The 22,672-nt window shown below is 70.8% G+C and carries 18 protein-coding genes and 1 tRNA gene; 6 read left to right on the top strand and 13 right to left on the bottom strand.

What is annotated here, in order from left to right; all coding sequences use genetic code 11:
• The first annotated feature begins 4 nt into the window (after window positions 1-4).
• The 5 genes from QFW80_RS15675 (at window position 5) to QFW80_RS15655 (ending at window position 7,481) form a co-directional block, all read left to right on the top strand.
• Window positions 5-1,795 (top strand): acyl-CoA dehydrogenase C-terminal domain-containing protein, encoded by a 1,791-nt coding sequence (locus QFW80_RS15675; protein WP_280602903.1) that lies wholly within the window; start codon window positions 5-7, stop codon window positions 1,793-1,795.
• Between the two features lie 126 nt (window positions 1,796-1,921).
• A complete protein-coding gene (locus tag QFW80_RS15670) occupies window positions 1,922-2,596 on the top strand; it encodes an HNH endonuclease (protein ID WP_280602902.1) in 675 nt (224 codons plus the stop codon).
• A gap of 540 nt (window positions 2,597-3,136) precedes the next feature.
• Window positions 3,137-4,258, top strand: a complete 1,122-nt coding sequence (locus QFW80_RS15665) for a hypothetical protein (protein ID WP_280602901.1) — start codon at window positions 3,137-3,139, stop codon at window positions 4,256-4,258.
• A gap of 49 nt (window positions 4,259-4,307) precedes the next feature.
• Window positions 4,308-6,218 carry a 1-deoxy-D-xylulose-5-phosphate synthase gene (gene dxs, locus QFW80_RS15660; protein WP_280602900.1) on the top strand — a complete coding sequence of 637 codons (1,911 nt, stop codon included), beginning with the start codon at window positions 4,308-4,310 and terminating at the stop codon, window positions 6,216-6,218.
• Window positions 6,219-6,422: 204 nt separating this feature from the next.
• The gene (locus tag QFW80_RS15655) at window positions 6,423-7,481 is read left to right on the top strand and encodes a sensor domain-containing diguanylate cyclase (RefSeq protein ID WP_280602899.1); all 1,059 of its coding nucleotides are present in this window, start codon (window positions 6,423-6,425) and stop codon (window positions 7,479-7,481) included.
• Window positions 7,482-7,488: 7 nt separating this feature from the next.
• On the opposite strand, the gene QFW80_RS15650 is transcribed toward QFW80_RS15655, so the two are convergent.
• The 11 genes from QFW80_RS15650 to thrS all read right to left on the bottom strand — a co-directional run bounded on the left by QFW80_RS15650 (window position 7,489) and on the right by thrS (window position 17,713).
• Window positions 7,489-8,655, bottom strand: coding sequence for a TraB/GumN family protein (locus QFW80_RS15650; protein WP_280602898.1), 1,167 nt, complete (start codon window positions 8,653-8,655; stop codon window positions 7,489-7,491).
• 38 nt (window positions 8,656-8,693) lie between these two features.
• On the bottom strand, window positions 8,694-9,164 hold the full coding sequence (locus QFW80_RS15645) for a cupin domain-containing protein (RefSeq protein ID WP_280602897.1): 471 nt from the start codon (window positions 9,162-9,164) through the stop codon (window positions 8,694-8,696).
• Window positions 9,165-9,272: 108 nt separating this feature from the next.
• Window positions 9,273-9,349 (bottom strand) — tRNA-Pro (locus QFW80_RS15640).
• 75 nt (window positions 9,350-9,424) lie between these two features.
• Window positions 9,425-9,781 (bottom strand): MerR family transcriptional regulator, encoded by a 357-nt coding sequence (locus tag QFW80_RS15635; RefSeq protein WP_146388068.1) that lies wholly within the window; start codon window positions 9,779-9,781, stop codon window positions 9,425-9,427.
• Window positions 9,774-10,076, bottom strand: coding sequence for an integration host factor subunit alpha (locus QFW80_RS15630; protein WP_280580366.1), 303 nt, complete (start codon window positions 10,074-10,076; stop codon window positions 9,774-9,776). The genes QFW80_RS15635 and QFW80_RS15630 overlap by 8 nt, the downstream gene beginning before the upstream one ends.
• A 19-nt stretch (window positions 10,077-10,095) precedes the next feature.
• The gene (gene pheT, locus QFW80_RS15625; RefSeq protein WP_280602896.1) at window positions 10,096-12,483 is read right to left on the bottom strand and encodes a phenylalanine--tRNA ligase subunit beta; all 2,388 of its coding nucleotides are present in this window, start codon (window positions 12,481-12,483) and stop codon (window positions 10,096-10,098) included.
• A 130-nt stretch (window positions 12,484-12,613) separates the two neighbouring features.
• Complete coding sequence (gene pheS, locus QFW80_RS15620; RefSeq protein WP_280602895.1) at window positions 12,614-13,639, bottom strand: phenylalanine--tRNA ligase subunit alpha; 1,026 nt, start codon at window positions 13,637-13,639, stop codon at window positions 12,614-12,616.
• A gap of 205 nt (window positions 13,640-13,844) precedes the next feature.
• Window positions 13,845-14,204 (bottom strand): 50S ribosomal protein L20, encoded by a 360-nt coding sequence (gene rplT, locus QFW80_RS15615; protein WP_280602894.1) that lies wholly within the window; start codon window positions 14,202-14,204, stop codon window positions 13,845-13,847.
• A 13-nt stretch (window positions 14,205-14,217) separates the two neighbouring features.
• Entirely contained in the window at window positions 14,218-14,421 is a 204-nt protein-coding gene (gene rpmI / locus QFW80_RS15610) for a 50S ribosomal protein L35 (RefSeq protein ID WP_100322122.1), read from the bottom strand.
• 770 nt (window positions 14,422-15,191) lie between these two features.
• Window positions 15,192-15,713 carry a translation initiation factor IF-3 gene (gene infC, locus QFW80_RS15605; RefSeq protein WP_280580553.1) on the bottom strand — a complete coding sequence of 174 codons (522 nt, stop codon included), beginning with the start codon at window positions 15,711-15,713 and terminating at the stop codon, window positions 15,192-15,194.
• Between the two features lie 95 nt (window positions 15,714-15,808).
• On the bottom strand, window positions 15,809-17,713 hold the full coding sequence (thrS, locus tag QFW80_RS15600; RefSeq protein ID WP_280602893.1) for a threonine--tRNA ligase: 1,905 nt from the start codon (window positions 17,711-17,713) through the stop codon (window positions 15,809-15,811).
• 343 nt (window positions 17,714-18,056) lie between these two features.
• Here thrS and QFW80_RS15595 point away from each other — a divergent pair, with 343 nt between their 5' ends.
• On the top strand, window positions 18,057-19,094 hold the full coding sequence (locus tag QFW80_RS15595) for a LacI family DNA-binding transcriptional regulator (RefSeq protein ID WP_280602892.1): 1,038 nt from the start codon (window positions 18,057-18,059) through the stop codon (window positions 19,092-19,094).
• Window positions 19,095-19,192: 98 nt separating this feature from the next.
• Here QFW80_RS15595 and QFW80_RS15590 read toward each other — a convergent pair whose 3' ends face one another.
• A complete protein-coding gene (locus QFW80_RS15590; protein ID WP_280602891.1) occupies window positions 19,193-20,911 on the bottom strand; it encodes an alpha-amylase family glycosyl hydrolase in 1,719 nt (572 codons plus the stop codon).
• Complete coding sequence (locus QFW80_RS15585) at window positions 20,911-22,422, bottom strand: MFS transporter (protein WP_280602890.1); 1,512 nt, start codon at window positions 22,420-22,422, stop codon at window positions 20,911-20,913. The genes QFW80_RS15590 and QFW80_RS15585 overlap by 1 nt, the downstream gene beginning before the upstream one ends.
• Between the last annotated feature and the right edge of the window lie 250 nt (window positions 22,423-22,672).

The raw sequence follows: 22,672 nt of genomic DNA, 5'->3' as shown, positions 1-22,672 counted from the left end.
GCCCATGAGCCGTTACTCCGCCCCGCTGCGCGATATCCGCTTCACGCTGTTCGACGTGCTGGACATCGAGTCCAGCGTCGGCCGCCTCGGTTTCGACGATGCCGGCCGCGACACCATCGACGCCGTCCTGGAGGAATCCGCGCGCTTCTGCGGCACGGTGCTGGCGCCGCTCAACCGTGTCGGCGACGAGCACGGCGTGCGCTTCGACCAGGCCGACGGCAGCGTGACCACCGCGCCGGGCTTCCGCGACGCCTATACCCAGTTCGCCCAGGGCGGCTGGGGCGGGCTGGCCGCGCCCGCGGAGTACGGCGGCATGGGGCTGCCGCACGTGCTGGGCATGCCGCTGGAGGAAATGATCGACGCGGCCAACCTCGCATGGGGCAACTTCCCGCTGCTCTCGCACGGCGCGGCCAGCGCCCTGCTCCACCACGGCGAACAGTGGCAGCGCGACGTGTTCCTCACCCGGCTGGTCTCCGGCGAATGGACCGGGACCATGTGCCTGACCGAGCCGCACTGCGGCACCGACCTTGGCCTGCTGCGGACACGTGCCGAACCCGGCGCCGACGGCAGCCACGCCATCACCGGCACCAAGATCTTCATCACCGCCGGCGAGCACGACCTCACGCCGAACATCGTCCACCTGGTGCTCGCGCGCCTGCCCGACGCGCCGGCCGGCAGCAAGGGCATCTCGCTGTTCGTGGTGCCGAAGTTCAAGGTCGGCCGCGACGGCGCGATGGGGGAACGCAATGCGCTGCGCTGCGGGGCGGTCGAGCACAAGATGGGCATCCACGGCTCGGCCACCTGCGTGATGAACTTCGACGGCGCGCAGGGCTGGCTCGTCGGCCAGCCGCACAAGGGCCTGGCGGCGATGTTCACCATGATGAACACCGCGCGCCTGGGCGTGGGCATGCAGGGCCTGGGGCTGTCCGAACGCGCGTACCAGAACGCGCTGCACTACGCGCGCGAACGCCTGCAGTCGAGGGCGCTGTCGGGCGCGAAGTTTCCGGACAAGCCCGCCGACCCGATCATCGTCCAGCCCGACGTGCGGCGCATGCTGCTGACCTGCAAGGCGCTGGTCGAGGGCGGCCGCGCGCTCTCCTACCACGCCGGCCTGCAGGTCGACATCGCCGCGCACGGCGCCGACGAGGCCGAACGCAGGCAGGCTGACGATCTGCTCGGCTTCCTCACCCCGATCGTCAAGGCCTGCCTGACCGAATGGGGGGTGGAGTGCACCTACCACGCGCTGCAGTGTTTCGGCGGCCACGGCTACATCGCCGAGCACGGCATGGAACAGCTGGCGCGCGACGCCCGCATCACCACGCTGTACGAGGGCACCACGGGCATCCAGGCGCTGGACCTGATGGGCCGCAAGACGATGCAGCTGCAGGGCGCCGGGCTGAAGGTCTTCCTGGGCCTGGTGGAGGCGTTCTGCAAGGCGCACGCCGACGATTCGGCGCTGTCGGAGTTCGTCGGGCCGCTGCGGGAGAAGGCGGCCGAATGGCAGGCGCTGACGATGGCGATCGCCAAGCGCGCGATGGGCGACCCGGAGGAGATCGGCGCGGCGGCGTACGACTACCTGTTCTATTCGGGCTACGTCGCGCTGGCGTACTGGTGGGCGCGCAGCGTCGCGGCGGCCGACGCCTCGTCGCAGCCGCAGGCGTTCAAGGAGGCCAAGCGCGAGACCGCGCGCTTCTATTTCGCCCGGATCCTCCCGCGCACGCTCGCGCACAAGGCCGCGATCGACAGCGGTCCGGCCCCGCTGCTGGCGCTGGACGAGGCCGCGTTCGACGCCTGAGGCGCGAGCGCCGCCCACGACTGAGCGGCAACGGCGACGGGGCCGGTTCGCCGGCTCCACCCCGGCGCTCGAACGGAACGGCTTCCGGTCGCGCAGGCGTCATCGAATCGGCGTATGCTCGCCGCGATGGGGCCTGACAGAGCGCTGCGACGCGTGAACCCCGCCGGAGTCCCGCGGATTCCGGACGGCCCCGGCTCCGCCGAGGATTCCCTGCCCGCGCCGGTGCTGCGCCTGGATGCGGTCCGCCTGCTCTCGCTCGATGCCCACGGCCGCGCCCTGAACTGGATCAGCTGGCAGGATGCGGCCTGCCTGTATGCGCGCGAAGCCGTTGCCTGGACCCTCGGCGATCCGTGCTTGCGCATTCGCGGCGGTACCTGCCGCCACACCGGCGAACGCAGCCTGCTCGACCTGCACCCGATCATCGCCGCGCGCGGACACGTGCGACCGCAGGCGCTCGACCCCACGCCCGCGCTCACCAACGCCGCGCTGTTCGCGCGCGACCAGTCGCTGTGCATGTACTGCGGCAAGCACTTCAGCCGCCAGCTGCTCACCCGCGACCACGTGGTGCCGCTCTCGCGCGGCGGGCGCGACACGTGGGAGAACGTGGTCTGCGCCTGCTTCCACTGCAATTCGCGCAAGGGCGGCCGCACGCCGCAGCAGGCGTCGATGCCGCTGCTCGCCATCCCCTACCGGCCGAGCTGGATCGAGCACCTGATCCTGAGCAACCGAAACATCCTCGCCGACCAGATGGCGTTCCTGCGCTCGCACCTGCCCAAGCGCAGTCCGCGTTCGATCGCCTGACGCTGAGCAAGGATGCGCGGCCCTCCCGCTGCGCGGGATGGCGTTCGATGCGGCGCATGCGCCTGCCGGCGCCCGCAAGCGCCGCCTCTCACCCTCGCTGACCAGATGGCTTTCTTGCGCTCGCACCTGCCCAAGCGCAGTCCGCGTTCGATCGCCTGACGCTGCGCGAGGATGGCCGGCCGTTGCGCGCGAGCGCAACGGCGTTCGATCCGGCGCATGCGCCTGCCGGCGCACGCAGCCGCCGCCTCTCACCCTCGCCGACCAGATGGCCTTCCTGCGCTCGCACCTGCCCAAGCGCAGTCCGCGTTCCATCGCCTGACGCTGCGCGAGGAGGCCCGGCCCTCCCGCTGCGCGGGATGGCGTTCGATGCGGCGCATGCGCCTGGCGGCGCACGCAGGCGCCGCCTCTCACCCTCGCCGACCGGATGGCCGTCCTGCGCCCGCACCTGCCCAGCGCCGTCCGCGTTCGCGGCCTGAACCCGGACGAAGATGAGGGGCCGCTGGTTTACACTCGCCCCACCTTTCCCAGCGAACCCGCGCAATGTCCCAGACCATCGGCCTGGCCGGGATGGATCCGGCCACCGAAGCCGCGCTCAAGGCGGCCTTCCTGGAAGCCAACGAACGACTCGCGGGACGCTGGGAGCTTCTTCCCGAGACCCAGGCCGACCACATCGTGGTCGACATGGACAGCATGTACGGGCCGATGAGCTGGCTGCGCCTGCATGCGTCGGGCAAGCGCGTGATCGGGCTGACCTCGGCGCTCCGCACGCAGACGGACTTCCGCCTCGGCCGGCCCTTCAGCGCGGACGCGCTGGCCGACCTGCTGCGCGAGATCGATGGCGACGCCACGGCGGCGCCGTCCCGGACTGCGGACGCCGCCCCGGGGATCGCGACCGCGACCCCGGCGCAGACGCCGGCGGCACCGGCACCGGAGGTCGTCGCGCCTGCGCCGCAGGTGCCACCGGCCGCGCCCACCGCGGACGTGGCAGCGTCCGTGCCTGCGTCACCCCAGACACCCGAGCCCCAGGCCGCGGCGGCTCCTCCGCCCGCGCCCGGCCCCGACGTCGCCGTGCCCCCGGCACCGGTGGCACCCGCGGCCCCGACCACCCTGCTCGGCTGGCTCACCAGCGGCGCGCTGCGCGGCCGCCTGCGCTATCGCCGGCCCAGCGGTCCGACGCTGCTGATCGACGCCGACACCCCGGCCTACCACGGGCCCACCGCCCTCAAGCCGCTCGCGCAATACTTCGAGGGCGAAGTCGCGCGCGAGGACCTGGAACCGGTCGACGACGCCACCTGGGCCCAGGAATCGGCCGGCGCCGGCGCGCCGCAGCCGCTCGCCCGCCTGATCTGGCTCGGCGCCCTGCTCAGCGGTAAGGGCACGCTGCTGCCCGGCCACGATCCCGAGGCGCGCTATCAGCTCAACCGCTGGCCGCAGACCGAGCGCGAGTTCCCGCGCCACTTCCGCATCGCCACGGCGATGATGAAGGGTCCGGCGAAGCTGGCGGACGTCGCCACCGCCAGCGGCATCGCGCTGGACGACATCATCGACTTCGTGAACGCCAACCTGGCCACGGGCGTGGCCGAAGCGGTGCCGGAGCAGCCCCCCGAACCCGCCACCCCGGCCCGCAGCGGCGGCCTGCTGGGTCGCCTGCGGGGACGCTGAACGGCCGTCCTGCACGGCGCCGCGCGGGCCCAGGATCTACAATGCGCGGATGATCGATTCCACGCGCTATCCGCGCCTCGCCCGCATCGACAGCCCGGCCGACCTGCGCCGGTTCGACGAGGCCGAACTCCCCGCCATCGCCGAAGAACTGCGCGGCTATCTCATCGAGTCCGTGGGCCGGTCCGGCGGTCATTTCGGCGCCGGGCTCGGCGTGGTCGAACTGACCACCGTCCTGCACTGGATCTACGACACGCCCGAGGACCGCATCGTCTGGGACGTCGGCCACCAGACCTACCCGCACAAGATCCTCACCGGCCGCCGCGACGCCATCCACACCGTCAAGCAGGAAGGTGGCGTGGCGCCGTTTCCCAAGCGCGAGGAGAGCGAGTACGACACCTTCGGCGTCGGCCATTCCAGCACCTCGATCTCGGCCGCGCTGGGCATGGCGATCGCCAACGCGCGCGCGGGCAGCGAGCGCAAGGTGGTGGCGGTGATCGGCGACGGCGCGATGACCGCCGGCATGGTCTACGAGGCGCTCAACCATGCCGGCGGCATGGAGCCCGAACCGAACCTGCTGGTGATCCTCAACGACAACCGGATGTCGATCAGCGAGGCGGTCGGCGGGCTGACCCGGATGCTCGGCCGCATGACCAGCAGCCAGACCCTCAACGCGCTGCGCGAAGGCGGCAAGAAGCTGCTCGGCGACAAGCGCAGCAGCGGGCCGGCCCGCTTCGTGCGCCGCTGGGAGGAACACTGGAAGGGCATGTTCGTGCCGTCCACCCTGTTCGAGGAGATGGGCTTCCACTACACCGGCCCGATCGACGGCCACGACGTGAAGGCGCTCGCCGGCGCACTGAAGACGCTCAAGGGGCTCAAGGGCCCGCAGCTGCTGCACGTGATCACCACCAAGGGCAAGGGCTACGAGCTGGCCGAAGGCGACCAGATCGGCTACCACGCCGTCTCCCCGTTCGATCCGAGCAAGGGCCTCGAAGCCAAGGCCGGCGCCAGGAAGCCGACCTATACCGACGTGTTCGGCGACTGGCTGTGCGACATGGCCGCCGGCGATCCCGCCCTGCTCGGCATCACGCCGGCGATGCGCGAGGGCTCGGGGCTGGTCCGGTTCTCGAGGGAATACCCGGACCGCTACTTCGACGTCGCCATCGCCGAGCAGCACGCGGTCACGCTCGCGGCCGGCATGGCCTGCGAAGGCGCCAAGCCCGTGGTCGCGATCTACTCGACCTTCCTGCAGCGCGGCTACGACCAGCTGGTGCACGACGTGGCGATCCAGAAGCTCGACGTGCTGTTCGCGATCGACCGCGGCGGCGTGGTCGGCCCCGATGGTGCTACCCACGCCGGCAACCTCGACCTGAGCTACCTGCGCTGCGTCCCGAACCTGGTGGTGATGGCGCCGGCGGACGAGCGCGAGTGCCGACAGATGCTGAGCACCGGCTACCGGCACGAAGGCCCGGCCGCGGTCCGCTACCCCCGCGGCAGCGGCCCCGGCGTCCCGGCCGGCGAAGCGCTGGACACGCTGCCGATCGGCAAGGCCGAGGTGCGCCGCCACGGCGCTCGCCTGGCCCTACTCGCCTTCGGCGCGCTGGTGCCGGCGGCCGAGCAGGTGGGTGAAGCACTCGGGCTGACGGTGGTCAACATGCGCTTCGTCAAGCCGCTCGACCGCGCCCTGCTGCTGGAACTGGCGCAGGACCACGAAGGTTTCGTCACCCTCGAGGACAACGTGGTCATGGGGGGCGCCGGCTCGGGCGTGCTGGAACTGCTGCAGGCCGAGGGCGTGCAGCACCCGGTGCTGCAGCTGGGGCTTCCCGATTCGTTCCAGCACCACGCCAGCCGCGAGGCGCTGCTGGCCGAGGCGGGGCTGGACGCGGACGGCATCCGCGGAGCGATCCTGCGGCGCTGGCCGCAGGCCGGCGACCAGCGCGCGCGGCGCAGCGCATCGGGCTGACACGGCGACGCTTCGTTCGTGGTCGCGTATCCGACCGCGCCCTGTACCGCTGCCGCGGCCGTGGCCAACGCCGCGATGATGGAGACGTCGGTCGGTCGACCGCCGCGCGATCCCGCCCGCGCACCGGCCTGCCGGCAAACCGCCTAGAATCGACGCGTTCCGCCGTCGTGCCCGCACGCGGACAATCACAGGGGGAGGCCGGGCGTGGAGACGACCGCCGGCCGGTCGGCCCGCGCCGAGGCAGCGCGCGGACTGGACCGGCTACCGCAACGCATCTTCGTGTTCCGCCTGCTCGGCATGGGCCTGGGCGGGCTGTGCATCGCCGCGGTGCTGTTCGAAACCGGCGCCCCTCCGGCGATCTGGGCCCTGTGCGGCTTCACCGCCCTGCTGTGGCCGCACGTGGCGCTGCGGACCGCCCGCCGCAGCCGCGCGCCCTACCGCGCCGAGCTGCGCAACCTGCTGCTCGACTCCGCCCAGGCCGGCTTCTGGGTGGCGCTGATGCAGTTCAACCTCCTGCCCAGCGTGCTGCTGTTCACCCTGGTCACGGTGGACAAGATCAGCACCGGGATTCCGCGGCTGTGGCTGTGGTCGCTGCCGGTGTTCGCCGTCGGCGTCCTGGGCGGCGGGCTGGCCACCGGGTTCGCGCTGCGGCCCGAGACCAGCCTCACGGTGATGCTCGTGTCGCTGCCGATGCTCGTCATCCACACCATCGCGGTGAGCCTGGCCAGCAACCGGATGGTGCAGCAGATCCGCCGCAAGAACCGCCAGCTCGACCAGCTCAGCCGCACCGATTCGCTCACCGGACTGCACGTGCGCCGCCACTGGCAGTCGCTCGCCGACGATGCGCTGCGCCTGCACCGCGACACGGGGACGCCGGCGACCCTGCTGCTGCTCGACATCGACCACTTCAAGGCCTCGAATGACCGCCACGGGCATTCGGTGGGGGACGAGGTGCTGCGCGCGGTGGCCGACGCGATCCGCGGCAACCTGCGCCATGGCGACGAGGCCGGCCGCTACGGCGGCGACGAGTTCGGCGTGGTCCTGCCCGCGACCCGGCCGGCCGACGCGACGCGGGTGGCGGAAACGATCCAGCGCGCCATCCGCGGCATCGGCGTGGATGCCGCTCCCGCCGAACGCATCAGCGCGAGCATCGGCATCGCGCCCGCGCGCGTCGCGCATGCGTCGCTGGAGCAGTGGATCGAGGAGGCGGACGCGGCGCTGTATCGCGCCAAGCGCGGCGGGCGCGACCGGATCGAATCCTGAGCCGCGCTCAGGGCGCCTCGACCACGTCGCCCCTCGCCGCCAGCGACGCCAGATAGCCGTCGGGCGCGGTCACCAGCCCCAGCGGCAGCATCGCGAACGTGACCGCGTGGGTGTCGAGCGCTTCGTCGGCCGCTGCCAGCCACATGGCGGCCACGCGCGGGCGCAGGTCACCCATGCCCAGCCGCTGCGCCAGGCCGGTCTCGGTCACCGCGCGCACGCAGGCGCTGTACTGGCTCTCGCCGTGCAGTGCGCGCAGCGTGTCGACGTCGCCGGTCGCCCAGGCGTTGGCCTGGCGACGCATCGTCTCCAGATCGCCCTCGATCCGCGACAACGTGCGCGCGAAGCAGTCGGTGTCGGCGAGCGTGGTGGTCTGGAACTCTCGGATCGCCGCCCTGGGATCGTCGAGCTCGAGCTTGAAGTCGACGCTGCGCAGCGGCACCTCGTGCCGGCGCGCCATGCGCCGGACGGCCTTGTCGACCACGTCGTCGCGGCTCAGGCCCGAATCGCGCATCGCCGCCTCGTACAGTTCCTGCGCGGCGAAGATCGGGCGCCACTGTTCGACGCCGCGATCGTTGCCCAGATAGCGGCGCTTGAGCGGCTCCCAGCGCGCGTACAGGTCCGCCGGCACCGCCTCGCGCAGGCTGCGCCCTTCCGGGTTGCGGCGCGCCTTGAGCAGCGACGGCAGCAGCAGCATGCCGCGGAACACCCCGACGCCGGGATCGAGCGTGAACGACGGCGGCAGCAGCACCTGCTGCGCCCGGGCGACGACGGATTCGACCCCGGCCGATTCCCAGTCCATGCGCCGGGGCAGCGGCGACAGGGTCGCCATCACGTACATCACGTGCGCGCCCCGGCGCACCTTCCACAGGCCTGGACCGGGCAGATGGCCGGACACGACGATGGTCGCGTGGTCGACGATGCCGGACTCGACGGGGCGCACTGCGCCGCCCACGTTGACGGCCGCGTCCGGGTCGCCCGGCGTCGGCACGGGCGCGTCCACCGCCGCTGCAACGGACGCAACCGTCGACGCCGACGTGGGCGCGGCGGCGATCGCCTCGTCGGCAGGATCCGCCGCCGAAGCAGCGGAAACCGTCTGCGCCGCCACGCCGGAGGCGGACGCCAGCAGCAGCGCCAGCGACAGGAAGACCATCGTCGGGGGTGGGGACTGGCGCATGCAGCACATCCGTGACGGGCCGCGAGGATACGCGGGACTCAGGGCTGGACCACGCCGCGTCGCTGCAGTTCCCGCGCCACGTCCGAGCCAGGCGCCAGCAGTTCGAACCCTTCCCAGACGAAACCCGGCGCCACCGCGCACTGCACCAGCACCGCCTCAGCCCACGCACGCGCCGACTGCCAGGTGCCCGCCGGCACGATGCACGACAGCGCCTCCCCGTCCGGCGCCGGCCCCAGGCGGGTGCGCGACAGCACGCCGGCCGTCGGCTCGAACTGCAGCAGTTCGAGCGGCCCGCCCTGCTCCCAGTGCCAGGCCTCGTCGGCGTCCACGCGGTGCCAGGCGCTGCGTTGCCCGGCGCCCAGCAGGTAGCGGATCGCCGTCATCGCCGGGCGGCGCAGGCCCTTGGCTTCCACCTCGACCGCGGACGCGTGGATCCGCCGGTAATGCCCGCCTTCCGGATGCGGCTCCAGCCCATGCAGCCGGATCAGTGCGCGCGCGTGCTCGTCCATCGCTGCGCACTGTAGCGGCCGCCCGCGGGCGTCGCACGCGCTGCCCCGACAAGCCGGTGCCGGGTCCGCAAATGGAAACGGCCCGCCTTGCGGCGGACCGTCGGTGTTTGGTCGGGGTAGCCGGATTTGAACCGACGACCACTTGTCCCCCAGACAAGTGCGCTACCAGGCTGCGCTATACCCCGGAATGGGCGGCGATTATAGCGCGCGATGGGGGCCGCGCGCGGGGCCGAGGGCTGAATGGACCGGCGGTCGGCGCCTCAGCGCTTGAGCAGCTGCAGGATCTCTTCCAGCTCCATGCGCACCTGGCGCACGATCTGGCTGCTCATCGCCGATTCCTGCTTCGCGCCCTCGCCTTCCAGGCGCAGCCGGGCGCCGCCGATGGTGTAGCCCTGCTCGTACAGCAGGCCGCGGATCTGGCGCACCATCAGCACGTCGTGGCGCTGGTAGTAGCGGCGGTTGCCGCGGCGCTTGACCGGGCTCAGGCTCGGGAACTCCGTCTCCCAGTAGCGCAGCACGTGCGGCTTGACGTCGCACAGCTCGCTCACTTCGCCGATGGTGAAGTAGCGCTTGGCCGGGATCGGCGGGAGTTCGCGGTTGCTGCCGGGGTCAAGCATCGCGCGATCCGGTATAGGTTTCCACGCGTTCCTTGAGCTTCTGGCCAGGGCGGAAGGTGACCACGGTGCGCGCGGAGATCGGGATCTCCTCGCCGGTCTTGGGGTTGCGGCCGGGGCGCTCGTTCTTGCGCCGCAGGTCGAAATTGCCGAAGCCCGACAGCTTGACCTGGCGGCCCTGCTCCAGCGCCTCGCGCAGCACGTTGAAGAACGCGTCGACGAACTCCTTCGCCTCGCGCTTGTTGAGCCCCACTTCCTCGTAGAGCTTCTCGGCCATCTCCGCCTTGGTCAACGCCACGCTGTCCCCCGATTCCGCATCAGCTTCTGATCCTGGCGCCGTGCTCGTCGCGCAGCGCGTCCATCACGCCGGCAACCACCCCTTCCACGTCACTGTCGGTGAGAGTGCGCGATTTATCCAGCAGAATCAAGCCGGTTGCGAGACTTCTGAACCCTGGATCGACCCCTTTCCCGAGATAACGGTCGAACAGCCGCACCTCGGCCAGCAGCGCGCCCGCGGCGCGGCGGATGGTGGCTTCCAGCGCCGCCCAGGACACCTGCTCCGGGGCGACGAACGCGATGTCCCGGCGGACGGACGGATAGCGCGATACCGGCTGCGCGCGCGCGATCGCGCGTTCGGCCAGCGGGGCGAGATCGAGTTCGAACGCGAGCACCGGCCCGTCCAGGTCCAGCGAGCGCAGCAGGCGCGGGTGCAGTTCGCCGATCCAGCCCAGCCGGCGCTCCGCATCGCCGTCGATCCGCCACACCTCGGCGCTGCGACCCGGATGGCCATGCGGCGCCTGCGGCACACGATAGTCCAGTTGCGCGCCGGCGCAGGCGGCAAGGCTGTCCAGGTCGCCTTTGAGATCATGGAAATCCGCCACGCGACCGGGCACGCCCCACTGCTCGGCGTGGGCCAGGCCGTGGATCGCGGCGGCGATGCGCAGGGTCTCGCGCGGCGCCTCGCCATCGACGGCCGCACCGAACACCTTGCCGATCTCGAACAGCCGCACGCGCGTCTGCTGGCGCGCGAGGTTGCGCCCCAGCGCGGTGACCAGGCCCGGCAGCAGCGCCGTGCGCATCACGCCCAGTTCCGCGCTCAGCGGATTGGCCAGCGGCACGCTGCCGTCCAGCGCCTGCCAGTGCTGGAGCAGGCCCGCGTCGACGAAGGCGAAGTTCACCGCCTCGTAGTAGTCGCGCGCCACCAGCTGCGCACGCAATGCCTCGTCAGCGACGCGCGTCTCGCTGGGCGCGGCGATGCGCGCGGCACCGGCCGGCAGCGTGGCGGGGATCGCGTCGTAGCCGTGGATGCGCGCGACTTCCTCGATCAGGTCTTCCTCGATCGCGATGTCGAAGCGGCGGCTGGGGGGCACCACCCGCCAGCCCTCGGCGGTCGCGGCGACCTCCATGCCCAGCGCGCGCAGGATGCGCTCGACCCCGGCATCGGGCACGGTCAGTCCCAGCACCCGCGCGAGCCGCGCGCGACGCAGGGTGATGGGCTGCGGGCCGGGCGCGCCGTCGTCGAGCGCGGCCTCGACCATCGGCCCGGGCGTGCCGCCGGCGATCTCCAGGATCAGGCGCGTGGCGGCCTCGATCGCGACGCGCGGCAACTGCGGATCCACGCCGCGTTCGAAGCGGTGCGCGGCATCGGTGTGCAGGCCCAGTCGGCGGCTGCGGCCGATGATCGCGGCCGGGGCGAAGTGCGCGGCCTCCAGGAACACGTTACGGGTGGCGGCGGTCACGCGGGTGTCGAAACCGCCCATCACGCCGGCCAGCGCCACGGGGCGGTCGGCGTCGGTGATCACCAGGAACTCGTCGTCGAGCACCACGTCGCGCCCGTCGAGCAGGGTCAGCGTTTCGTGCGCGCGTGCGCGCCGCACGCCCACCGGGCCGGTGAGCAGGTCGCGGTCGAAGGCATGCATCGGCTGGCCGAGGTCGAGCATCACGTACTGGGTCACGTCGACCAGCAGGCTCACCGGGCGGATGCCGCTGCGGCGCAGCCGCTCGGCCATCCACAGCGGCGTCGCCGCGCCCGCATCGACGCCCTCGATGACGCGGCCGACGTAACGTGGCGCATCTGCGCCGGCGCCCAGCTCCACCGCCACGTGTGCGTCGCTGGTGGCCGGCACCGGCGTGGCGTCCCCGTCCACCACCTCGCCGTCGAGCGCGGCGGCGACATCGAACGCGATCCCGCGCAGGCTGAAGCAGTCGGCGCGGTTGGGCGTGAGCTTGATCTCGATGCTGGCGTCCGGCAGGCCGAGATAGCCCGCCAGCGGCGCGCCGACCGGCGCGTCGTCGGGCAGTTCCAGCAGGCCCGAGGCGTCGGCATCGATGCCGAGCTCCTTCGCCGAGCACAGCATGCCGCTGGATTCGACGCCGCGCAGCTTCGCGGCCTTGATCGTGAGCTCCCCGACGCGCGTGCCGATCGTCGCCAGCGGGGCGACCAGGCCCACGCGCGCGTTGGGTGCGCCGCAGACGATCTGCAGCCTGCCAGCCTGCCCGGCATCGACCTGGCAGACCTGCAGCCGGTCGGCTTCGGGGTGCTTGTCGGCCGAAACGATGCGCGCCACCACCACGCCGTCCAGCGCCTCGCCCAGCGCGACCACGTCCTCGACCTCCAGGCCGATCGCGGTCAGCACCTCGACCAGGCGCTCGCGCGTGGCGTCGGTGGGCACATGCTGGCGGAGCCAGTTTTCGGAGAACTTCATGCCGTCACTCTCATCGTCTGGTCCGGCGTGCAGTGAACCACCGCCGGACCGCTGCAAACCAGGACCACGCACGCCGCCGCGCGCGCCCGCCGGAGACGCGGCCGCGCCGCGCGCGAACGGCCGCCTGCGCTCATGCGAACTGCTTCAGGAACCGCAGGTCGTTGTCGAAGAACGCGCGCAGGTCGTCCACGCCATAGCGCAGCATCGCCAGCCGCTCCACGCCCATGCCGAAGGCGAAGCCGGTATAGCGCTCCGGGTCGATGCCCACCGCGCGCAGCACGTTCGGGTGCACCATGCCGCAGCCGAGCACCTCCAGCCAGCGGGTGCTGCCGTCCGGCCGCTGCCAGGCGATGTCCACTTCCGCGCCGGGTTCGACGAAGGGGAAGTAGCTCGGCCGGAAGCGCATCTCGAAATCGCGCTCGAAGAACGCGCGCACGAACTCGGCCAGCGTGCCCTTGAGGTCGGCGAAGGTCGAATGTTCGTCCACCAGCAGGCCCTCGCACTGGTGGAACATCGGCGAGTGGGTCTGGTCGGAATCGGAGCGGTACACCTTGCCCAGCGCGATCATGCGCAGCGGCAGCCCGTTGCCGCCGGCGAGCGCATCGCGCATGTAGCGCACCTGCACGCCCGAGGTGTGGGTGCGCAGCAGCCGCGCGATGCCGCGGCCATCGGGCGGGAAATAGAACGTGTCGTGCATCGCCCGCGCCGGATGGTGCGGGGGGAAGTTCAGCGCTTCGAAGTTGTGCCAGTCGTCCTCGATCTCGGGGCCGTCGGCCAGGTCGTAGCCGAGCCGGCCGAAGATGTCGGCCATCCGCTGCAGGGTCCGGCTGATCGGATGGATGCCGCCGCGACCGGGATCGCGTCCGGGCAGGGTCACGTCGATCGATTCGTCCGCCAGGCGGGCATCGAGTTCCGCGTCCTCGAGCGCCGCGCGGCGCGCGGACAGCGCCGCGCCCACCGCATCGCGCACGCGGTTGATCGCCTCGCCCGCGGCCTTGCGCTCCTCGGCCGGCAGCGCGCCCAGCGACTTGAGCCGCGCGGTGATCGCGCCGCTCTTGCCCAGCAGCGCGACGCGCAGCGATTCGAGCGCGTCGGCGCTTGGGGCCGCGTCGATGTCGGCCAGGGCCTGCTTCGACAGTGCTTCGATGTCGCTCATCGAACGTCCTCGGTTCCTGGATCGGTCCGGTGTTGCCAACTGCTCGATCGGGCCCGTGCCAGCGGCGCGTCGCACCCGATGTCGCGCGGCGGCGTCCGCGGGGCCCGGAAAAACGAATGGGGAAGGACTCGCGCCCTTCCCCATGCGTGTACCAGCTTGCCACCCGCGGGCAGTCGCCTGCGCGACGCCGGCGGGGACACGTGCATTACGCCGCGAGCGCGCCCTTCGCCTTTTCGGTCAGGGCGGTAAACCCCGCCGCGTCGTGCACGGCGATGTCCGCCAGCACCTTGCGGTCCAGGGTGATGCCGGCCTTCAGCAGGCCGTTCATGAAGCGGCTGTAGCTCATGCCGTTGAGGCGGGCGGCGGCATTGATGCGCGCGATCCACAGGGTGCGGAAATTGCGCTTCTTCTGCTTGCGGCCGATGTAGGCGTACTGCCCGGCCTTGATGACCGCCTGCTTGGCGACGCGGAAGACCTTGCGGCGGGCGTTGTAATAGCCCTTCGCGCGGCCGAGAACCTTCTTGTGACGGCGGCGCGCCTGCACGCCACGCTTGACTCGTGCCATTGTTCAGCCCCCCTCAGAGATACGGAAGCATGCGGTCCAGACGGCCCGCGTCCTCGGCACGAACGTGGTTCGTCTGCCGGAGGTTGCGCTTCCGCTTGGTCGCCTTCTTGGTGAGGATGTGGCTGCGGTTGGCGTGGCCTGCCTTGTACTTGCCGGAAGCGGTCTTCCGGAAGCGCTTGGCCGCGCCCCGATGCGTCTTGATCTTGATCTTCGACATTGGGTGTCCTGGGGTCGTTTCGAGTACTGGCCCGGGCGCCATTCCTGTCGAGGCTTCGCGGCTGCGCCGCAAGGCCGCTCACTGGAACGGGCTTTCCATCCTGCCTGGCCGGTTTGTAAGCCGCTGATTCGAAAGGACATCAGGGCGGGTCCAAGGGTGTCGCATGACGCACCCGGCGAACCGGGCCGGCCATTATGCCCGGCGGGGGTTTCGCTTGCAAATCAGGGTGTTCGGCGGGACGGCACGGCGTCATCCGCCGCGGATCCGTCATCCAGCGCGGCAGGCCGCGCCCTCTCCGACGGACGTGGCAGGACCTGGCTCAGCCGCCGGGGACCTTTCGCTCGCGTCTTCCGAAAGGGGCTCGAAGCAACGCAGGCTGGTCGACCGCGAGCCGCGTCCCGCCGGCCGGGGATCGCGGCAAGCAGGACATGGATGTCCTGCGCCCGAGTCAGGACAGGATGTCCTGACCGAGGGAGGAGCGATTCCCGGGCGGCGGGACGCGGCGTCGGTCCGCAAGGCGCCCACGCTCCCACGACCGGACCTTCCGATCACGAACCGCCTGAAAAGCGAAGCGCGCCATGCGGCGCGCTCGTCCACCCGGTGCCCAGCCGGGCCGGGCAGCAAACCGGTCGGCGCCCCGTTCACCCGTCCGGCCCGGCATAGCGCGCCGGTCGTTCATGCGATCGCGCGCCAGCGCCCCGCAGGCAAACCCCATTCACCCGTGAACGGGAGGGGGAACCAGAGGCCTCACGCGCCCGCAGCGCGTGAGCTCACTTCTTCTTCGGGGCGATCATCATGACCATCTGCCGCCCTTCCAGGCGCGGACGCGATTCGATCACGATGTCCTCGCCGAGGTCGGCCTCGATCCGCGCGGCCATCTCGCGGCCCAGCTCCTGATGGCTCATCTCACGGCCACGGAAGCGGATGTTGACCTTGATCTTGTCCCCTTCCTCCAGGAAGCCGCGCATCTTGCGCAGCTTGATCTGGTAGTCGCCCTCATCGGTCACCGGGCGGAACTTCACTTCCTTGATCTCGACCTGCTTGGACTTCTTCTTGGCCTCGTTGGCCTTCTTCTGCAGGTCGAACTTGAACTTGCCGAAGTCCATGATCTTGCAGACCGGCGGATCCGCATTGGGCTGGATCTCGACCAGATCGAGGCCTTCGTCCTCGGCCATCTTCAAGGCTTCGTCGCGCGACAACACGCCGACCATCTCACCGTCGGACCCGATCACGCGCACGCGCGGCACGCGGATTTCGTTGTTGCGTCGATTCTGCTTGTCTGGGGTGCTAATACTGCGTCTCCGGAAATGGAAAAGCCGGGGCGCCTGGGGGGCGCCCTCGGGACGTTAGTACGGATTTTTAACGGAATCCGCCGGCGATACAACCATCAGGCGTGCGATTCTGCCGCCAGCCGGGTCGCGAAGGCGTCGACGGGCATGCTGCCCAGGTCCTCCCCGCCCCGGGTCCGGACCGCCACCGCGCCCGCCTCGCGCTCGCGGTCGCCCACCACCAGCAGGTAGGGCACCCGCTGCAGGGTGTGCTCGCGGATCTTGTAGCCGACCTTCTCGTTGCGCAGGTCGGCCTGGACCCGGAACCCCTTCGAATTCAGGAACTTGGCTACGTCCCGGACGGCCTCGGCCTGGGCATCGGTGATGTTCATCACCACCGCCTGGACCGGCGCCAGCCAGGCCGGGAAGGCCCCCGCGTGGTGCTCGATCAGTATCCCGATGAAGCGCTCCATCGAGCCCACGATGGCCCGGTGCAGCATCACCGGCACCTGCTTCTGGCTGTGCTCGTCCACGTAGTGGGCACCCAGGCGGCCGGGCATCATGAAGTCGACCTGCATGGTCCCGAGCTGCCAGGTGCGCCCGATCGCGTCCTTGAGGTGGTACTCGATCTTGGGGCCGTAGAAGGCGCCCTCGCCGGGGAGTTCCTGCCATTCCACGCCCGAGGCCTGCAGCGCGTCGCGCAGGGCGGCCTCGGCCTTGTCCCAGGTGGCGTCGTCGCCCAGGCGCGACTCGGGCCGCAGCGCGATCTTGATCTGGATGTCCTCGAAGCCGAAATCCGCGTAGACCTTCAGCGCCTGCGCATGGAACGCGCGCACCTCGGCCTCCACCTGGTCGGCGGTGCAGAACACGTGGCCGTCGTCCTGGGTGAAACCGCGCACGCGGAGGATGCCGTGCAGCGCGCCCGAGGGCTCGTTGCGGTGGCAGCTGCCGAACTCGCCGTAGCGGATCGGCAGGTCGCGGTAGCTGTGCAGGCCCTGGTTGAACACCTGCACGTGGCCCGGGCAGTTCATGGGCTTCACCGCATAGGTCCGCTTCTCGGACTCGGTGAAAAACATGTTGTCCTTGTAGTTGTCCCAGTGGCCGGACTTCTTCCACAGCTCGACGTCGAGGATCTGCGGGCAGCGCACCTCGCCGTAGCCGGTCTCCCGATACACGCACCGCATGTACTGCTCCACCGCCTGCCACACCGCCCAGCCCTTCGGGTGCCAGAACACCAGGCCCGGCGCCTCTTCCTGCAGATGGAACAGCTCTTGCGCCTTGCCGATGCGGCGGTGGTCGCGCTTCTCGGCTTCCTCGACCCGCTGGATATAGGCCTTGAGCTGCTTGTCGTCGGCCCAGGCGGTGCCGTAGATGCGCTGCAGCTGCTCGTTCTTCGAATCGCCGCGCCAGTACGCACCGGAGATCCGCAGCAGCTTGAACGACTTCAGGAAACGCGTGTTCGGCACGTGCGGGCCGCGGCACATGTCCACGTATTCCTGGTGGTGGTACAGGCCCATCGCCGTGACCTCGGGGCCCATGTCCTCGATCAGGCGCAGCTTGTAGGTCTCGCCGCGCTGCATGAAGGTGTCGATCACCTCGGCGCGCGGCGTGACCTTCTTCACCACGTCGTAGTCCTGCGCGATCAGCTCGCGCATGCGCGCCTCGATCGCGGCCATGTCGTCCGGCGTGAACGGGCGTTCGTACCAGATGTCGTAGTAGAAGCCGTCCTCGATCACCGGCCCGATCACCATCTTCGCGTCCGGGTACAGCTGCTTGACCGCGTGCCCGACCAGGTGCGCGGTGGAGTGGCGGATGATCTCGACGCCTTCGGGATCCTTCGGGGTGAGGATCTGCAGGCTGGCGTCGCGGTCGATCGGGTCGGAAGCGTCGACCTGGCGGCCGTCGACCTTGCCGGCGACGGTGGCCTTGGCCAGCCCGGGGCCGATCGAGTGCGCCACCTCCATCACGGTGACGGGGTGGTCGAATTCGCGGCGGCTGCCATCGGGGAGCGTGATCGTGATCATGGGCGGGACCGGGGTTCGGGAACGGGAGGGAAGTGGCCGGCTGCGGAAGGTCGCGGGCATGGGAGGCACGGAACCGGCCGGTGATGCAGGGATCGCGCGGGTCCGGGCTCCGCATCGCAGCCAACAAAAAAGCGCCACGAGGGCGCCCTGCAGGTGGCCTCGGGGACGACTCAGCGATGGGCGGTGGAAGTGCTCATGTCGCACGCTCGGCCGGCGTTTCCGCGGGCCACCTCGTGATCGGGTCCGTGGCTGCGATTCTAGCGCGGATCGGGCGATGCTGCGGCGCGTCGCGGCGCGCGCACGGCCCGGTGGCATCATGCCGCCCTGCCCCAGGCGCCCTGGCATGACCATCCGCGGCAAACCCACCTCGCTCGACATCGCCCACCTGGCCGGGGTCTCCCAGCCGACGGTGTCGCGCGCACTGCGCGGCAGCCCGATGGTGAACGAGGAGACCCGCAAGCGGATCCTGGCGATCGCCGAGCAGCTCAACTACAAGGTCGACAAGAACGCCTCGGGGCTGCGGCGCCAGCACGCCGGCACCCTGGCGCTGCTGCTGTTCGAGGACCCGACCCCGGACGAGTCGCACATCAACCCGTTCTTCTTCCCGATGCTGGGCTCGATCACCCGCGCCTGCGCCCGACACGGCCAGGACCTGCTGATCTCGTTCCAGCAGTTCTCCGACGACTGGCACGCCGAGTACGGCGACAGCCACAAGGCCGACGGCCTGATCCTGCTGGGCTACGGCGACTACCTCGCCCACCAGGGCAAGCTGACGAAACTGGTCGAACAGGGCACGCCGTTCGTGCGCTGGGGCGCGGTGATGCCTGACCAGCCGGGGCTGTCGATCGGCTGCGACAACGTCGGCGGCGGGCGCCTGGCGGGCGCGCACCTGGCCGCGGCCGGGCGTCGGCGGGTGGCGTTCCTGGGCGACGCGTCGAACCATTACCCGGAGTTCCTGGACCGCTTCGCGGGCTGCGACGCCGGCCTGCGCGCGGCCGGTGGGCCGGGCCTGGACCGCGCGCTGCAGGTGGATGCCGAGAGCGCGGAGGACTCCGGATTCGCGGCCGCGAACGTGCTGCTCGAGCGCGGCCTGCCGTTCGACGCGGTGTTCGCGGCCAGCGACCTGATCGCGATCGGCGCCATGCACGCGCTGCAGGCGCGCGGTCTGCGCATCCCCGAGGACGTGGCGATCGTCGGCTTTGACGACATCCCGGCGGCGCGCATCGCGACACCGGCGCTGACCACCGTGGTGCAGGACACCATCCGCGCCGGCGAGCTGCTGGTGGACGCGCTGGTGCGCCTGGTTAACGGCGAGCCGGCCGAGAGCACGCGCCTGGAGACCTCCCTGGTGGTGCGGCGCTCGAGCGGCGCGGCGCTCTAAGCCCCGCACCGGTCGGTCCGCAGGCCTGCGCGCCACGCAGGCGCTGGGGTGCGGTGCGGGCGGTGCGCACCACCGCGTCGCGCCCGCGCGCACGCCGGTTACTCGGCGCGCGGACGCGCCATCGCGGTTGCGACCGCGGTCTTGAGCGCGGGTGCGTCCACCGGTGCGTCGCGCAGCAGCACCCGCACGCCGTGCGCCGGCACCTCGAGATCGATGCGGGTGTCGATCCGCACCGGCGTCCCGTCGAAGGCATCGCGCCAGGCACCTGGCTGGACCAGCGCGTCGACCGTGATGCGCTGCGCCCGGTCGCCCTTGTTCAGCAGCACCAGCGCGGTCTGCGCGGTGCCGGCATGCTGGTAGATGCGGTAGAACGCAGCCGTGTCGCCCTCCAGCCGCAGGTCGACCTGCAGCCCGCGCTGCAGCGCCGGCGTGTCCCGGCGCAGGGTGGCGATGCGGCGCAGGTGCCGGTGGATTGCGCTCTCCGGCGCCGCGTCGATACGGGCCTGCCCGAAGTAGTTGCGGTTGCCGGCGTGCTCGCCGCGCCCGCGCATGAAGCCGACTTCCGAGCCGTAGTAGACGACCGGAATGCCGCGCGCGGTGAACAGCCAGTTGTGGGCGTCGATGAAGCCTTCGTCGCTCGCCTCCATGCGCGGCATGTCGTGGTTGTCGTAGAAGGTGGCCAGGTCGTACACGTTCGCGTACGGGCCCTCGCCCAGCAACAGCGCCGGCGCCAGGCGCTCGAAGCCGGCCTGCTTCGTTCCGAACACCTCTTCCATCGCCTGCTTCATCGGGAAATCGAGCACGCTCACGCCGCCGTTCTCCGGACGCGTGTGCACCGCGATGTTGGCAGCGTCGTAATCGAACGCCTCGCCGAACATGAAGAAGCCCGGCCGCTTCGCGCGGATGCGGTCGGCGAACTGCTTCCAGAACGAGGACGGCATCCAGCCGATGGTGTCGATGCGGAAGGCCTCCGCCCCCTGGTCGATCCAGTGCGAATACGCCTCGACCAGGTAGTCGAGCACGGCCGGGTTGGCGGCATCGAAGTCCGACAGCTGGGCCAGGTTGCCGTCGTAGATCGAGCCCTGCGCCGCATCCACCGGGCCCACGTTGCTGTAGAACGCGTGCAGCGGGTTGCCGGCCGGATCGAGCCGCTGCGGCGGCAGGTTCTGGTGGTCGGCCAGCAGGCGGCCGTCGCGCCCGAACACCTTGCCGAACTTGGGCTGATCGGCGGTCATGCTCCAGGCGGGCGAGCCGTGGTTGCCGACGATGTCCAGCACCAGCCGGAGTTCGCGCGCGCGCATCGCCGCGGCCAGGTCGGCGAAGCCCATGCCCGGACTGGGCAGGTGCTCGTCGATCTCGAAGAAGTTCACCCCCCAGTAGCCGTGGTAGCCCGTCTTGCCGTGGTCGGCGAGGCTGCTGTTGCAGCCGGGCGGCTGGCCGCCGGTGAAGGCCTCGTCCGGGTTGTCGACCACCGGGGTGATCCAGACGGCGGAGAAGCCCAGGTCGCGGATGTAGTCGAGGTTGTCGGCCAGGCCGCGGAAATCGCCACCCAGGTAGCCGATGTTGCCGGCCACGCCGTCGCAGGGTTCCAGCGGAATGTCGAAGGTGCGGCGCGCGCCGCCCTGCTCGCGATGGTCGTTGCCCGGATCTCCGTTGACGAAGCGGTCGGTGACGACGAAGTACACCGCCTCCGACGCGAACGGCTCCAGCGTGCCGTACGCCTCGTCGACGCCGGCGCCAGCGCGCGGCGCCGGGGTGCTGGCACAGGCGGACAGCAGTGCGAGCACAAAGACGCTCGTCAGCAGGCGTGCAGACATCAGGGAGTTCCTCCGGAAGAAGCGGATACGGCGGCGCGTGCATGCCCGCGCTCGCCGCGCACCAGCAGCACGCAAAGGCCGGCGACGAGCAGGCTGACGCCGCCGAGCATCAGCACATGCATCGGCTCCCCGCCGAGCGCGCGCGAGAGCACCACGCCCAGCGTGCTGACCGCGACCAGCTGCGGGACGACGATGAAGAAGTTGAAGATGCCCATGTACACGCCCATCTTCCCGGCGGGCAGGCTGTCGGAGAGCATCGCGTAGGGCAGCGACAGGATCGAGGACCAGGCGAAACCCACCCCGACCATCGACAGCAGCAGCCACTGCGGGTCGCGGATGAAGGCGATCGACAGCAGGCCGAGCCCGCCGAGCCAGAGGTTGCACAGGTGGCTGCCGCGCAGGCCGAAACGGCGCGCCATCCACGGGATCGCGATCGCCGCCAGCGCCGCGAACCCGTTGTAGGCCGCGAACAGCACGCCGACCCAGTTCGCGCCCTCGTTCCAGGCCGCCGACGCGGTGTCGGTGGTGCCGTAGTGCGTGCCGGTGACCGCCGCGGTGGTGTAGATCCACATGCAGAACAGGCCGAACCAGGAGAAGAACTGCACCACGCCGAGCTGGCGCATGGTGGCGGGCATCGCGTGCAGGTCGGCGGTCAGCGAGGCCAGCATCGACTCGCGCCGCAGGCGCGGCGCCAGCACGCGCAACAGGCCGTACGCGAGCGGCAGCGCCGCGAGTACGTACAGCAGCCGGTCCCAGCCCAGGCGCCAGACCAGCACGGCGCCGGCGCACCCGGCCAGCAGCCACGGCCAGCCACCGGTCGACCCGGGCACGTGGACCGCCCCGCCGGCGCGTCCCGCCGGTTCGGCATCGTCGAATCCGCGCAACACCTCCGGCGGGTATTCGCGCGTGCGCACGATCGTCCACAGGATCGCGAGCAGCAGGACGGTGCCGCCGGCATAGAACGCCCAGCGCACGGTGTCGGGTACCTCGCCGGGGCCCGCGGTATTGGCGACCCCGGCCTTGGCCAGCAGCCAGGGCAGCAGGCTGGCGATCACCGAACCCACGCCGATGAAGAAGCTCTGCATCGCATAGCCGGTCGGCCGCTGTCGCGGCGACAGCTGGTCGCCCACGAACGCGCGGAACGGCTCCATCGACACGTTCAGGGAGGCGTCGAGGATCCACAGCGTGCCCGCCGCGATCCACAGCTGCGGCGAGTTGGGCATCACGAACAGCGCGAGCGTGGAGAAGATCGCGCCCCAGAGGAAGTACGGACGCCGTCGCCCGAGCCTTGTCCAGGTGCGGTCGGAAAAGTAGCCGATCACCGGCTGCACCAGCAGCCCGGTCAGCGGCGCGGCGATCCACAGCCCAGGCACCTGCTCCATGTCCGCGCCGAGCGTCTGGAAGATCCGGCTGACGTTCGCGTTCTGCAGCGCGAAGCCGAACTGGATGCCCAGGAACCCGAAGCACATGTTCCAGATCTGCCAGAACGACAGTTGCGGCTTGCTCGCCATCCGTCCCGCACTCCCCCGCTGCGATGGGGCGCATTGTGACCACAAAGCGCGGCGCTGTGGCGCGGGGCGCGCGGGCGCGCGTGATGCGTCGCCGGGCGCCCGGATCGCACGAAAATCCCTTGTTTCATGCGCCCGGACGCGCTTCCCCGGTCGAACCGGGGCGGCGCTCGTGGCATGCCGCTGCATACGTATTCATTGCATTCGATGCCGCATGGGCGGTCGCGCCGGCGGATCGCTGTGGAATAGTGCG

The sequence above is a fragment of the Luteimonas rhizosphaericola genome, from assembly GCF_029888045.1.
Lineage (GTDB): Bacteria > Pseudomonadota > Gammaproteobacteria > Xanthomonadales > Xanthomonadaceae > Luteimonas > Luteimonas rhizosphaericola.
The sequence above is the reverse complement of the archived record's forward strand: the minus strand, read 5'-3'. Positions and strand labels throughout refer to the sequence as shown.

Excerpts from the sequence above, each read along its gene's own strand:
- QFW80_RS15675 (WP_280602903.1), top strand. The coding sequence starts at position 5 with ATGAGCCGTTACTCCGCCCCGCTGCGCGATATCCGCTTCACGCTGTTC.
- QFW80_RS15670 (WP_280602902.1), top strand. The coding sequence starts at position 1,922 with ATGGGGCCTGACAGAGCGCTGCGACGCGTGAACCCCGCCGGAGTCCCG.
- QFW80_RS15665 (WP_280602901.1), top strand. The coding sequence starts at position 3,137 with ATGTCCCAGACCATCGGCCTGGCCGGGATGGATCCGGCCACCGAAGCC.
- dxs (WP_280602900.1), top strand. The coding sequence starts at position 4,308 with ATGATCGATTCCACGCGCTATCCGCGCCTCGCCCGCATCGACAGCCCG.
- QFW80_RS15650 (WP_280602898.1), bottom strand. The coding sequence starts at position 8,655 with ATGCGCCAGTCCCCACCCCCGACGATGGTCTTCCTGTCGCTGGCGCTG.
- QFW80_RS15645 (WP_280602897.1), bottom strand. The coding sequence starts at position 9,164 with ATGGACGAGCACGCGCGCGCACTGATCCGGCTGCATGGGCTGGAGCCG.
- QFW80_RS15635 (WP_146388068.1), bottom strand. The coding sequence starts at position 9,781 with ATGCTTGACCCCGGCAGCAACCGCGAACTCCCGCCGATCCCGGCCAAG.
- pheT (WP_280602896.1), bottom strand. The coding sequence starts at position 12,483 with ATGAAGTTCTCCGAAAACTGGCTCCGCCAGCATGTGCCCACCGACGCC.
- pheS (WP_280602895.1), bottom strand. The coding sequence starts at position 13,639 with ATGAGCGACATCGAAGCACTGTCGAAGCAGGCCCTGGCCGACATCGAC.
- rplT (WP_280602894.1), bottom strand. The coding sequence starts at position 14,204 with ATGGCACGAGTCAAGCGTGGCGTGCAGGCGCGCCGCCGTCACAAGAAG.
- rpmI (WP_100322122.1), bottom strand. The coding sequence starts at position 14,421 with ATGTCGAAGATCAAGATCAAGACGCATCGGGGCGCGGCCAAGCGCTTC.
- thrS (WP_280602893.1), bottom strand. The coding sequence starts at position 17,713 with ATGATCACGATCACGCTCCCCGATGGCAGCCGCCGCGAATTCGACCAC.
- QFW80_RS15595 (WP_280602892.1), top strand. The coding sequence starts at position 18,057 with ATGACCATCCGCGGCAAACCCACCTCGCTCGACATCGCCCACCTGGCC.
- QFW80_RS15590 (WP_280602891.1), bottom strand. The coding sequence starts at position 20,911 with ATGTCTGCACGCCTGCTGACGAGCGTCTTTGTGCTCGCACTGCTGTCC.
- QFW80_RS15585 (WP_280602890.1), bottom strand. The coding sequence starts at position 22,422 with ATGGCGAGCAAGCCGCAACTGTCGTTCTGGCAGATCTGGAACATGTGC.